Below are 12,043 nucleotides of genomic sequence, written 5' to 3'. Positions count from 1 at the left end.
GCGTCGGCAGGGCCCCCACCGGGATCCTGAGGGCGGTCTCCCGCCCGTGGTCACACAGCCACAGGTCCGGTGCCGCCAGACGCGGTTCGCAGGACAGTGGGTCCGCCCACACCCACAGGCGCACCCGCGGGCCCGCCCACACCCACGGGCGCGGCCTCGGGCCGTTCGTGGCAGGTGAAGCCGAGGCGCGTCATGGCCCGTGTGACCTCACCGGCGGTGAAGTCGCGCGGGTCCTGTCGGGTGATGACCCGGCCCACCTGCTTGACGGGGTAGCGGCGGCGGCCGATGGTCACGGACGCACTCGTGACGAGTTCGGGCCTGACGCCCTTCATCGAGTCCAGCACCCCGGTTCTGGTCAGGTCGAACGGGTACCGGGCGATGACACAGCGCATGATGCCTCACAGGGGAGAAGTCGCGGGAGAACGAGGGCGGGCCGCCCCAGGGTGAGACGGATCAGCACGGCAGGGCGGGTACGCCCTGAATCCGGCCGTACTCACCGACGCCGCCGGAGCGGGCGCCGGGCGAGGGCAGAGGTCCGTCGAGGATGTCCCGCAGACGGATCCGGTCCGTGTACGCGGAACTGTCGCGGAGAACGGCGAGCCGGACCAGGGTGATCAAACCGGTGCTCTGGTCGTCGCCGTCGCACACGGTCAGGTACTCGACCCGGGCACCCGCCATGACGGCCAGAGCCACCTCGACGGTCATGTCGTCGCCTACCCGGGGCCCGTGCCCCTCGATGTCCTCGACCGTGGTCGAGGGAGCGGGAAACGGCGTACGGTACGGCGTCCGCGCTGGCGTCACGGGTGTCTCCTTCGATGAGGGATGGTCGGCTTGGCTGCCCGTACGGCCCCGGAAGGCCACAGGGGGCTCCGGGTACTGCGCCGGCCTAGGCAGCGGAGTCGTTCCCGGGCCGCCGCTGTGCCCTGCGGCGCATCCCCGCGCCACCGGGTCGGCCCTGGCCGGCGCGGCCTCGCCGGTCCCGGAACGTCGAGGGCGCGCGGCGGGTGCGTTCCACGACCGGCGCGGTGATGACCACGGGGGCCCCGGAGGGCGCCTGGGCGCCGGTGATGCGGCTCAGCTCCGCCTCGCCCGAGCGGACCGGGGTGATGTGCGGGGTGATGCCGGCCGAGGCCATCAGCCGGCTCATGCCGCGGCGCTGGCCGGGGGTCACCAGGGTGACGACGCTGCCGGACTCCCCGGCGCGGGCCGTACGGCCGCCACGGTGCAGGTAGTCCTTGTGGTCGCTGGGCGGATCCACGTTGACGACCAGGTCCAGGCTGTCGACGTGGATGCCGCGGGCCGCGACGTTGGTGGCCACCAGGACGGTGACGTGACCGTCCTTGAACTGCGCCAGGGTCCGGGTGCGCTGCGGCTGGGACCGACCACCGTGCAGGGCCGCGGCGCGGACACCGCTGTTCAGCAGGTGCTTGGTCAGCCGGTCCACGGCGTGCTTGGTGTCCAGGAACATGATGACCCGGCCGTCCCGGGCCGCGATCTCGGTGGTCGTGCGGTGCTTGTCCGACTCGTGCACGTGGAGTACGTGGTGCTCCATCGTGGTGACGGCACCGGCGGACGGGTCGACGGAGTGGACCACCGGGTCGGTCAGGTAGCGGCGGACCAGCAGGTCGACGTTGCGGTCCAGGGTGGCCGAGAACAACATCCGCTGGCCCTCGGGGTGCACCTGGTCGAGCAGGGCGGTGACCTGGGGCATGAAGCCCATGTCGGTCATCTGGTCGGCCTCGTCGAGCACCGTGATGCCGACGTCGACGAGCCGGCAGTCGCCCCGGTCGATGAGGTCCTTGAGCCGACCGGGTGTCGCGACGACCACCTCCGCGCCGGAACGCAGCGCACCGGCCTGCCGGCTGGTGGACATTCCACCGACGACGGTGGCGAGCCGCAGGCCCACCGAGCGGGCGTAGGAAGCGAGCGCGTCGGTGACCTGCTGGGCCAGCTCACGGGTGGGGACGAGGATCAGGGCCAGTGGCCGGCGCGGCTCGGCGCGCCGGCCCGCCGTACGGGCCAGTACCGCGAGGCCGAAGGCGAGGGTCTTGCCCGTGCCGGTGCGGCCGCGACCAAGGACGTCACGACCGGCCAGGGAGTTCGGCAGGGTCGCCGCCTGGATCGGGAACGGTACGGTCACGCCTTCACGGCCGAGTGTGGCCAGCAGCGGCGCCGGCATGGAGAGATCGGCGAACGATTCCACGGCGGGCAAGGCGGGTGTGACCGTCTTCGGCAGGGCGAACTCGCCCCGTGCCGGCTGTCGTTTTCCGTATCCGCTGGAGCGGCGCGCGGTGGCGCTCCCTCCGGGGCGGTCATATGCGTGATGGGTGCGTGCGCGGTTCATTCGGAACCTTCCTCGATGCGGGCACGTATCAAGGAATTTCCGCAGCAGAATGAGCGACGCAGAGAATCGCGAGAACGGGCCGGAAAACAGGGCCGTATCACCCTGGGAATGAAGCGAGCTGGGGCCCGCACCCCAAGGTGCGGGCCCCAGCTGCGAAGTATGCGTCAGTGCCGCTTCGTCACGCGGGAACGATGTTCTCGGCCGTCGGGCCCTTCTGGCCCTGCGCGATGTCGAAGGACACCTTCTGGCCTTCCAGCAGCTCGCGGAAGCCCTGGGTGGCGATGTTGGAGTAGTGGGCGAAGACGTCGGCGCCGCCGCCGTCCTGCTCGATGAAGCCGAAGCCCTTTTCCGCGTTGAACCACTTCACGGTGCCAGTAGCCATTTTGTTTCTCCTTCGGAGACGGTGTCAGGAATACACCCTGTGCGCATTCCGTGTCGCCGTGATGATCAGCCGTAGGAAAAACCTTCTGGCAACCACACCTGCAACTGAGATCGACAGTAGCACGGCGCGATCGACCTTGGGCGGTGGATAATTCCGCTCCGCCGGGCGGTCGAGGGATGCTCGCCGTATCCCGCACCTATTTCTCATTTCACGGGCACAGATATTGCTCTCCGCGGGCGCGGCTTTCCTGCCGTGCACGCCCGCCCGCAGCCCTGTGACCTCCCTCGACAGGGAGATGTGCCGCTGCCACCGTCGTCGGCGAATGGCACAGCCGCGCCGGCGCCCGGGGCTCCCGTGGGAAATAAAGGTCACATCCATCGCGACGTGCGCGGCGACCGGTGGCCGCGGCGAGGCGAGTGCCGTGGTCGCACCGCCTCCCGAAGACGGTGGTCCTCATGACCGGCTCCGACCCCCTGCTTCCCTGCGTCTGTGTCTGCCGAGCGACGTTCACCGGACCGTGCGGCCGGGGTGCGCGCTCCTGCGGCTGGAGACGACGGAGTCGCGGGAAGGTGTGCTGGACGGTGCGTGGTGGCCGCGGTCGCACGACATCGCCGCCGCGCTGCCCGAGCTGCTGAGCGCCCTCACCAGGCACCTCCGCCCCGTCACCCGCGTCGGGCTGGACACCGCGGCCTACGATGGCCCAGGCGGTCCGGGCCGACAACCTCAGCCAGGCGGAGCAGATCCTCACCGATACCGGACGCGGACGGGAGCCGTCGGAGTGAGGCGCCGCGAGAACGTCTCTCCCGCTGTTCCGAGCCCCCCGCACGCCGTACCCGTCCCACGTCGTCGGCTTCCCGAACTCCACGGCGTGAGTGGCAGACTGCATCCATGACGACTCACAAGAACCTGCTCGGCGGCCCGGAGCCGACGTACCTCCCGGAGAACGAAGAGGCGTACCGCCTCCTGGGCGAGGAGTCACAGCCTCCGGCCGAGGTCGTGGCGAAGTACCCCACGTTCTCGCTCGCCTGGGCCATGCTCGCCGACGACGCGTTCGAGGCCGGGCGAGTGGTCGAGTCGTACGCGTACGCGCGCACCGGCTATCACCGCGGTCTGGACGCACTTCGTCGGGCCGGCTGGAAGGGCCACGGGCCCATCCCGTGGGACCACCGCGCCAATCGCGGGTTCCTGCGCTGCCTCGCCGCCCTCGCCCGTGCCGCCGGTGAGATCGAGGAGAAGGACGAGACGGAGCGCTGCTGGCAGTTCCTCAAGGACAGCAGCACCGAGGCGTACGACGAACTGAAGCGGTAGTCGCCACGGCGAGGACCAGCACGACTGTGCCGCCGTCACCGGGAGGCGGCGGCGGCACGAAGCGCACGATCACAGGGGGCACCCTTCTCCCACGGGACCGCTCGGGCTCTCGTGAACCGATGTAGGGCTCTCACTCCCCGGAGGGGTGCGGCCTGCCCGGTTCGCCCTGCCCGGCGAGGCCCGGACCGCGCAGCTCGTCCGTCCCGGAGGGGTCCGACCCGCTCTGTTCCCCCTCCAGCGGCGGCGCCGTCACCGAGGCGTGGGTGCGGCATTCGGGGTGGGTGCAGTCGGCGGGCGGGCGGCGGACCGTCGTGAAGGCCAGGGCCGCCGCGGCCAGGAGCAGGGCCGCGCAGATCGGCATGGCCGTGGTGAACGCGTCGTCGAACTGGGCCGGGTCCCGGTACGCCTCCGGGCCCATCCCGGCGATCAACGGGAGCGCGGCCACGGCGATGAGGCCGGCGGCGCGGGCGGCGGCGTTGTTGATGCCGCTGGCGAGGCCCGCGTGCTCGGTGGAGACGGAGGCGAGCACCGTGGCCGTCAGCGGCGCCACGAGGGTGACCATGCCCAGACCCATGACGAGGAGCGCGGGCAGCACGTCCGTCGGGTACGAGGCGTCGGGGCCCACCCGCAGCATCAGCAGGACGCCCGCCGCGCACAGCACGGGGCCGACGGTGAGGGGGATGCGCGGGCCGATGCGTTCGCCGAGGGCGCCCGCCCGGGAGGACAGCAGCAGCATCAGGACGGTGATGGGGAGCAGGGCCGTGCCGGCGGCGAGCGCCGAGTACCCGGAGACCACCTGGAGCTGGAGCGCGGCGAGGAAGAAGAAGCCGCTGAACGCCGCGTACACGAACAGGGTGACGATGTTGACCGCCGTGAACTGGCGGGACGCGAAGATCTCCGGCGGCATCATCGGGTCGGTGCGGCGGCGCTCGACCTGGACGAAGGCCACGCCCGTCGCGACTCCGGCCACGGCCGTGACGACGACCGGGACCGAGCCCGTCGTCGCCTCGATCAGCGCGTAGGTGACGAAGGCGAGGGACAGGGCGCCGAGGGCCGCGCCGAGGACGTCGAAGCCCCGGCCGTGGGTGCGGCCGTCGCCGGACTCCGGTACGTGGCGCAGGGCGATCGGGACGCAGAGCAGGGCGAGGGGGACGTTCAGGAGGAAGACCCAGCGCCAGCCGGGGCCGTCCACGAGCCAGCCGCCGAGGAAGGGGCCGACGGCCGCGCCGATGCCGCCGAACCCGGACCACAGGCCCACCGCCCGCGCCCGGTCGTCCGGGTGGAAGGAGGCCTGGATGAGGGCGAGGGAGCCGGGGGTGAGGAGGGCGCCGCCGACGCCCTGGAGGGCTCGGGCGGCGATCAGTACGGCCGCGTCGGGGGCGATGCCGCACAGGAGGGACGCGGAGGCGAACCACACCACGCCCAGCACGAAGATCCTGCGGCGGCCGAAACGGTCGCCGAGGGCACCGCCGAGGAGGATGAGACCGGCGAGGGTGAGCATGTACGCGTTGACGGTCCACTGGAGGGCGGCGAGATCCGCGTCCAGGTCGCGCCCCATCCGGGGTAGGGCGACGTTGACGACCGTCGAGTCCACCATGGCCATGCTCGACCCGAGGACCGTGGTGAGCAGGATCCACTTGCCCTGAGCGGAGGCGAGCCGTACGTCGGCCATGGAGGGATCATCCCGCGCGGGAACTCTTCGGGCCAGGGGGCGGCGGCACGCGGCCCACGCCGAGCCGGATGCACGGGCGGGAGCAGCGCCCCCCGAGGCCGAGGCGGGCCGGACACCCGGCCGGACACGCGGGCCGGAAAGGCGGGCGGAAACGGCGGCTGCCCGCAGCCTTGCGGGCTGCGGGCAGTCGCGGAGCAACCGTCGGACGACGGGTTACTTGATCTTCGTGCCCGCGGAGCGGAGGTTGTTGCAGGCCTCGACGATGCGGGCGGCCATGCCGGCCTCCGCGAGCTTGCCCCAGGTGCGCGGGTCGTAGGTCTTCTTGTTGCCGACCTCGCCGTCGACCTTCAGGACGCCGTCGTAGTTCTGGAACATGTGCGCGGCGACCGGACGCGTGAAGGCGTACTGGGTGTCGGTGTCGATGTTCATCTTGACGACGCCGTTCTCCAGGGCCGTGCGGATCTCGTCCTCCGTGGAGCCGGAGCCGCCGTGGAAGACGAAGTCGAACGGGGACTCCTTGCCGAAGCGGGCGGCGACGCCCTCGTTCAGCTCCTTCAGGAGGTCGGGGCGCAGCACGACGTTGCCCGGCTTGTACACGCCGTGCACGTTGCCGAAGGACGCGGCCAGCAGGTAGCGGCCTTTCTCGCCCAGGCCGAGGGCCTCGGCGGTGCGGATCGCGTCGTCGACCGTCGTGTAGAGGGAGTCGTTGATCTCGTGGGAGACACCGTCCTCCTCACCGCCGGTCGGGGTGATCTCGACCTCGAGGACGATCTTCGCGGCGGCGGCGCGGGCGAGGAGCTCCTGGGCGATCTCCAGGTTGTCGGCGAGGGTCTCCGCGGAGCCGTCCCACATGTGGGACTGGAAGAGGGGGTTCTCGCCGCGGGCGACGCGCTCCTCCGACACCGACAGCAGCGGACGCACGTAGCCGTCGAGCTTGTCCTTCGGGCAGTGGTCCGTGTGCAGCGCGACCGTGATGTCGTACTTCTTGGCGACGATGTGGGCGAACTCGGCCAGGGCGACGGCGCCGGTGACCATGTCCTTGTTGTGCTGGCCGCCCAGGAACTCGGCACCGCCGGTCGAGATCTGGATGATGCCGTCGCTCTCCGCCTCCGCGAAGCCGCGCAGCGCGGCGTGCAAGGTCTGGGACGAGGTCACGTTGATGGCCGGGTAGGCGAACTTTCCTGCCTTCGCCCGGTCGAGCATCTCGTTGTAGACCTCGGGGGTTGCGATGGGCATGGTCCGCTCCTTGTATGTGCGGGTGGCGTTGTGCTTACGAGCCCTGACCTAGGGTTGCGACATCATCGTCGGCCCCATCTTTCCAGACTTGACCGGATGCTCCGGCCAGGGTGTCCGAAACTGTGCGGTAACCCCTGACCTTGGTGTTTATACGACGGACACGACGGACCGGTCTCAGTCGAGACCCAGCTCGTCCTTCGAGAACGCGAACCGGTACGGGACCCCGGCGCCCTGCTCGATCTTCTCGGCGGCGCCGGTCGCGCGGTCCACGATGGTGGCGACGGCGACGACCTCGGCCCCGGCCTCCCGGACGGCCTCGACGGCGGTCAGCGGGGAGCCGCCGGTGGTGGAGGTGTCCTCGACGACCAGGACGCGGCGGCCCGCGATGTCCGGCCCCTCGACCCGGCGCTGCAGCCCGTGCGCCTTGGCGGCCTTGCGGACCACGAACGCGTCGAGGCGGCGGCCCCGCGCGGCGGCGGCGTGCAGCATCGCGGCGGCCACCGGGTCGGCGCCCATGGTGAGACCGCCGACCGCGTCGAAGTCGAGGTCGGCGGTCAGGTCGAGCAGCACCTGCCCGACCAGCGGGGCGGCCTCGCCGTCGAGGGTGACGCGGCGCAGGTCGACGTAGTAGTCCGCCTCCAGGCCCGACGACAGGGTCACCTTGCCGTGCACCACGGCCTTGTCCTTGATCTGCTGCAGCAGCGAGCCGCGAACGTCCACGTCAGTCATGGCAGCCAGCTTAAGGGGGCCGTTCCGCCCGCCCTCACAGCCTGCGCCAGCTCCAGGTCGTGGTCGCCTCCAGCGGGTCGATGGGCGTGACCAGCCGGGGGTGGGTGTTGAGGCCGTTGGGCGGGCCGGTCTGCGGTTCGACGCACACGGCCTCCGCCTGCTCGTCGTAGACGACGACCCACTCCTCCCTCGAGGCCACCTTCAGCTCCAGCCGGCCGGGCCAGGTGAGGGTGACGTCGACGCCGTCGGGCATGCCGAAGCAGTCGTCCCAGGGGCCTGGCCTCGGATCGATCCGGTTGCCGGTGGGGAGGTGGTCGGCGCCGCGCTCCTCCTGCCAGGCGGGGGCGAAGTCGAGCCGTACGTCCTCGCCGCCGTCGCCCAGGGTGCGGTTGAACCAGGGGTGCCAGCCGATCTGGGCCGGGAAGGACGACTCGTACGTCTCCACCGACATGGTGAGGGTGAGGGCGTCCGGGGTGAGCGTGAACACCTGGGTGACGCGGCCGGGGTAAGGCCATGGGTCGACGAGGTCGTACGTGAGGACGGCCTCGGTGTCGGTGCGGCTCGCGACCCGCCAGGGGCTCTCGCGCGTGGTGCCGTGGATGGCGTGGGGCGGGGCGTTGAGGGGCATCTGCTGGACGGCGCCGCCGCTGAGGAAGCGGCCGTCGCGGACCCGGCCGCACCAGGGGACCATCGGGAAGCAGCCGAACCGGTCGCCCTGGCGCAGGAGTTCGAGCCCGTCGATCCGTAGCCCCGCCACACGTCCGCCGTTGGCCGGGGCCAGCACCGCCTGCGCGTCGGCCGCGGCCAACGTGATCTCTTCGCTACTCACGTTGTCGACCCTACTGGGGGTTGCCGCCACGGGCCCCGCCGACATGGCCACGCAGACCAAGGGGCAGGGCGGGAAAGGGACTTGATCGACCACCGGGGAGGAAGCGGCGCGCCGTTGAGGGACGCAGGCCGAGGAAGAACGAGGTCCGAGGAAGAACGGGGGCCTGCGAAGAACGGGGGCCTTGGAAGAACGGAGCCGTGAAGGAACGGGGCCGAAAAGGAGCGAAAGGCCGTGGGTGGCGGAGCGAGGGCGTGGAGGGAAGAGGCTGAGCCTGTTCGGGGTTGAGGGAGCGGGAGCCTCGGAGACGCGGGGCCATGGAGGCACGAGTTCCGGCAGTACGAGGTCTCGGAGGCGCGGGACTCCGGCGCTACGGGACCTTCGAGGTCCGGAATTCCGGCGCTACGGGACCTCCGAGGTCCGGGACCCCGGCAGTACGGGACCTCCGAGGTGCGGGGTCGCGGCGGCTCGGGCCTCGGAACTCCTGGCCCCACGTGGGCGTCTTACCCGGTGAGGCTCGATGTTCGTGGTACGCGACGAGAGGCGGTTTGCCATGCAGGCGGACGACACGACCAAGCTCGAGACCACACTGGCGGACGGGCGGCGCCTGACGTTGTCGCTGCCACCGACGGACGCGGGATGGGCCGCCGGGGGCATCAAGGGACTGCGTCCGGTTCCGCCCACGCACACGGGTCGCGGCGAGGAGCCGCCCGCCCTGCCCGAGCGCCCGGTGCTCCCGCTGGAGATAGCACTGCTCGGCCTGGGCGCGTAGGCCGAGCGCCTCAGCGGCGTCGGCGCAGGGCCCGGGCCACGATGACGGCGGAGGCCACGGCGAGGGCCGCCGCCGGGGCCGCCCAGCGGAGGGCGGCCGTGCCGACGGAGCCGCTCTCCGGGGCCGGGACGGGGGCGTAGCGGCCGCGCGGTGGCGCGTGGTCGACCTCTTCCGCGCTGCGGCCGATCATCGTGCGCCGGGCGTGCGCGGCCTCGGCCGGCGGCTCACCCCCGGCCACGAAGTCGTCCTCGGCGAACGGATCCAGCGAGGGCGGCGGCACCTCGGCCTCGAACACGGAGGCCGGCGGCACCTCCCCGACCCCGGCCCCGACATCGGAGTCGTCCTCCTCATCGGCCCCGGTGTCGGCGTCAGCGGGGGCTTCGGCCTCAGCATCCGTACGGGCGCCGGCGTCGTCGAGGTCGTCACCGCGTCCCTCGGCAGGCGCGGGCTCAGGCACTCCACCGTCCGCACCCTCGGGAGCGGCTCCCTTCTCCGACGGCTCGGCGGCGGTCGCTTCCTCCGCCTCCGGGCCCCGACCACCCTGATCCGTTTCCTCAGCCGCCGGGCCCCGCTGCTCCTTCCCGGCGGCCCGCTTCTTTCCGCCCCCGTCCCCGCCCTCGTCGGCCCTCGTCGTCTTGCCCAACTTCTCCGCGAAGCGGGTCAGGAGGCGGCTCGTGGCGGCGGTGACCGCGTCGGTGGGGAGTTCGGTGATGCGGCCGTCGGCGGTGGCCGTGCCGGTGAAGTGGAGCGTCGTGCCCTCGGGGGTGGAGGTGAGACGGATGGTCAGGGAGAGTCGTACGGTGCCGGTGCCGCGGACCTCCGTGGCGTCGCCCTCGACCACGTACGAGCCGTCGTCGGCGCCGGACACCCGCAGGGCGCCGCGATAGGTGATGGTGTGGCCGGCGGCGCGCACCTTGAGGCGGCCGGCGACGGGTGGGGTGCCCGCGTCGTGCTGGAGCCCGGGGACCGCTCGGGCCACACGCTCGGGGTCGGACAGCGCCTCCCGGAGGCGGTCGACATGAACCGGAACGAACACCTCATGCTCCATGGCAGGGGAGCCTACCCACGAGTCGCCGCACCGCACCCGCACAAACGCGTGATTGCTCGCGTTCCGCCCCCGGCGGACGTACCGACCCCGTGGTACCGGGGCGGGTCGTGCCGGGTTCAGTGGGCGTACCTCGGATGCACCAGCGTCGACGGCGGCAGCCCTTCGACGCGGGCGGCGTCCCCGAGACGGGTGCCCGTGCCGCCGAGGTCCACCGCACGGCCCGCTCCCGCCGTGCCACGCGTGGCGATGACGAGGCCCCAGTCGTGCGGGACGCGGTCGGTGTGGGCCGTGCGGTCGTGGCGGGTGACGTAACCGGGGGCGTGGGCGGCCACCCGGTAGGGCGTGGTGCGCAGGCCGGCGGCGCGCAGGGTGGCGTCGACCGTCCAGAAGACCTCGCGGCGGGACGCCACGGGGCCCGCGTGGACGACCAGCCGGCCGTCCTCGGCGAGGACCTCGCGGGCGAGGCCGTAGAACTCCTGCGAGTACAGCTTCGCGCTGTCCGTGATGCCGGGGTCGGGGAGGTCGGCGATCACGACGTCGTACGGGGCGGCCGGGCGGGTGTGCCGCAGCCAGGTGAAGGAGTCGGCCGTGACGGCGTGGACGCGGGCGTCGTCGTAGGCGTGGCCGTTGAGGGCGGAGAGCGCCGGGTCGGTGCGGGCGAGGCGGAGCACACCTGGGTCGAGTTCCACGACGTCCACCCGCCGGACGCCGTCGTGGCGCAGGACCTCGCGGGCGGCGAGGCCGTCGCCGCCGCCCAGGACGAGGACACGGGCGTGCGGGCCCGCGTCGATCACGGGATGGACGAGGGCCCGGTGATAGCGGTGCTCGTCGCGGCCGCTGATACGCAGACGGCCGTCTAGGAAGAGGGAGAGGGGCCGGCCGTGGCGGCCGCCGGTGAGGACGATCTCCTGGACGCCGGTCTGCACGGCGACGCGGACGTCCTTGCCGTACACCGCGCGCCGGGCGGCGCGTTCGAAGTCGTCGACGTGTACGGCGGCCGAGGCGAGCAGGGCGAGGACGGCGGCGTTGGCGCCGAGCAGCAGCCAGCGGGCGCGGCGGCTCAGGTCGTGGCGGAACAGGCCGAGGACGAGGGTGCCGCCGACCAGGGCGTTGACCGTGCCGGTGAGCAGGGCGCCGGTCAGCTGGCCGAGCCAGGGCAGCAGGAGGAAGGGGAAGGCGAGGCCGCCGACCAGCGCGCCGACGTAGTCCGCGGCGAACAGGTCGGCGACCGCGCCGCCCGCGTCCTGGCGGCNNGCCAGGGAGAAGGCGACGAGGAGATAGCGGGAGCCGGAGGCCCAGACGCCGCCCCAGTCGCCGGTCCACGCGAACGCGGCGTACAGCGCGAGGGCGCTGGAGCCGCCGACGAGGGCGAGGGCTGCCTCGATGGCGCCGAATCCGAAGGCCGCGCGGGGGCGGAGGCGTTTGGCTGCGAGGGAGCCGATGCCCATGGCGAAGACCATGACGGAGAGGACGACGGAGGCCTGGGTGACGGAGTCGCCGATCAAGTACGAGGCGAGGGCGACGAGTTCGAGTTCGTAGACGAGTCCGCAGGCCGCGCAGACGAAGACACCGGCGAGCACGAGAAAGCGACCGACACCGGGGCGGACGGGGAGCCGGGCGGCTCCGCCGGGGAGGCCGGGTCCACCGCTGAGGCCGGGTCCGCTGAGGGTGCTGTCATGTCTGCCGGCGGTGCCCTCGTGCTCGTCGTGGCCGTCACCGGGGCCGC

The 12,043-nt window shown here is 72.3% G+C and carries 11 protein-coding genes and 3 pseudogenes; 3 read left to right on the top strand and 11 right to left on the bottom strand.

Annotation, left to right across the window (positions count from 1 at the left end):
• Positions 1-50: 50 nt before the first annotated feature.
• From AOK23_RS32380 to AOK23_RS32365, 4 genes are all read right to left on the bottom strand, one after another.
• Complete coding sequence (locus AOK23_RS32380) at positions 51-392, bottom strand: SCO5918 family protein (protein ID WP_055716114.1); 342 nt, start codon at positions 390-392, stop codon at positions 51-53.
• A gap of 61 nt (positions 393-453) precedes the next feature.
• Positions 454-801, bottom strand: coding sequence for a CBS domain-containing protein (locus tag AOK23_RS32375; RefSeq protein ID WP_055716113.1), 348 nt, complete (start codon positions 799-801; stop codon positions 454-456).
• An 85-nt stretch (positions 802-886) separates the two neighbouring features.
• A complete protein-coding gene (locus AOK23_RS32370; RefSeq protein WP_206336356.1) occupies positions 887-2,344 on the bottom strand; it encodes a DEAD/DEAH box helicase in 1,458 nt (485 codons plus the stop codon).
• A 178-nt stretch (positions 2,345-2,522) separates the two neighbouring features.
• A complete protein-coding gene (locus tag AOK23_RS32365) occupies positions 2,523-2,726 on the bottom strand; it encodes a cold-shock protein (RefSeq protein WP_028799214.1) in 204 nt (67 codons plus the stop codon).
• 598 nt (positions 2,727-3,324) lie between these two features.
• Between AOK23_RS32365 and AOK23_RS52085 the strand changes: the two are divergent.
• A pseudogene (locus AOK23_RS52085) lies at positions 3,325-3,618 on the top strand (hypothetical protein); the annotation flags it as partial.
• A complete protein-coding gene (locus AOK23_RS32360) occupies positions 3,615-4,034 on the top strand; it encodes a DUF3151 domain-containing protein (protein ID WP_055523658.1) in 420 nt (139 codons plus the stop codon). The pseudogene AOK23_RS52085 and the gene AOK23_RS32360, both read left to right, overlap by 4 nt.
• Before the next feature lie 130 nt (positions 4,035-4,164).
• Here AOK23_RS32360 and AOK23_RS32355 read toward each other — a convergent pair whose 3' ends face one another.
• The 4 genes from AOK23_RS32355 to AOK23_RS32340 all read right to left on the bottom strand — a co-directional run bounded on the left by AOK23_RS32355 (position 4,165) and on the right by AOK23_RS32340 (position 8,500).
• On the bottom strand, positions 4,165-5,706 hold the full coding sequence (locus AOK23_RS32355) for an MFS transporter (protein WP_079049832.1): 1,542 nt from the start codon (positions 5,704-5,706) through the stop codon (positions 4,165-4,167).
• 213 nt (positions 5,707-5,919) lie between these two features.
• Positions 5,920-6,942, bottom strand: coding sequence for a class II fructose-bisphosphate aldolase (gene fbaA / locus AOK23_RS32350; protein ID WP_055716112.1), 1,023 nt, complete (start codon positions 6,940-6,942; stop codon positions 5,920-5,922).
• A gap of 174 nt (positions 6,943-7,116) precedes the next feature.
• On the bottom strand, positions 7,117-7,671 hold the full coding sequence (pyrE, locus tag AOK23_RS32345) for an orotate phosphoribosyltransferase (RefSeq protein ID WP_055523665.1): 555 nt from the start codon (positions 7,669-7,671) through the stop codon (positions 7,117-7,119).
• Between the two features lie 34 nt (positions 7,672-7,705).
• Positions 7,706-8,500: an aldose epimerase family protein gene (locus AOK23_RS32340; protein WP_055523668.1), complete on the bottom strand. Its 795-nt coding sequence runs from the start codon at positions 8,498-8,500 to the stop codon at positions 7,706-7,708.
• Between the two features lie 550 nt (positions 8,501-9,050).
• Between AOK23_RS32340 and AOK23_RS32335 the strand changes: the two genes are divergently transcribed.
• Complete coding sequence (locus tag AOK23_RS32335) at positions 9,051-9,269, top strand: hypothetical protein (protein WP_055716115.1); 219 nt, start codon at positions 9,051-9,053, stop codon at positions 9,267-9,269.
• Between the two features lie 10 nt (positions 9,270-9,279).
• On the opposite strand, the gene AOK23_RS32330 is transcribed toward AOK23_RS32335, so the two are convergent.
• The 3 genes and pseudogenes from AOK23_RS32330 to AOK23_RS50605 form a co-directional block, all read right to left on the bottom strand.
• The gene (locus tag AOK23_RS32330) at positions 9,280-10,317 is read right to left on the bottom strand and encodes an SRPBCC family protein (RefSeq protein ID WP_055716111.1); all 1,038 of its coding nucleotides are present in this window, start codon (positions 10,315-10,317) and stop codon (positions 9,280-9,282) included.
• A gap of 116 nt (positions 10,318-10,433) precedes the next feature.
• Positions 10,434-11,569, bottom strand: a pseudogene (locus AOK23_RS32325) (fused MFS/spermidine synthase); the annotation flags it as partial.
• A gap of 2 nt (positions 11,570-11,571) precedes the next feature.
• Positions 11,572-12,043 (bottom strand): annotated as a pseudogene (locus AOK23_RS50605) (spermidine synthase); the annotation flags it as partial.

The organism is Streptomyces torulosus (genome assembly GCF_001419765.1).
GTDB lineage: Bacteria > Actinomycetota > Actinomycetes > Streptomycetales > Streptomycetaceae > Streptomyces > Streptomyces torulosus.
This window is presented reverse-complemented; position numbering and strand designations above follow the sequence as displayed.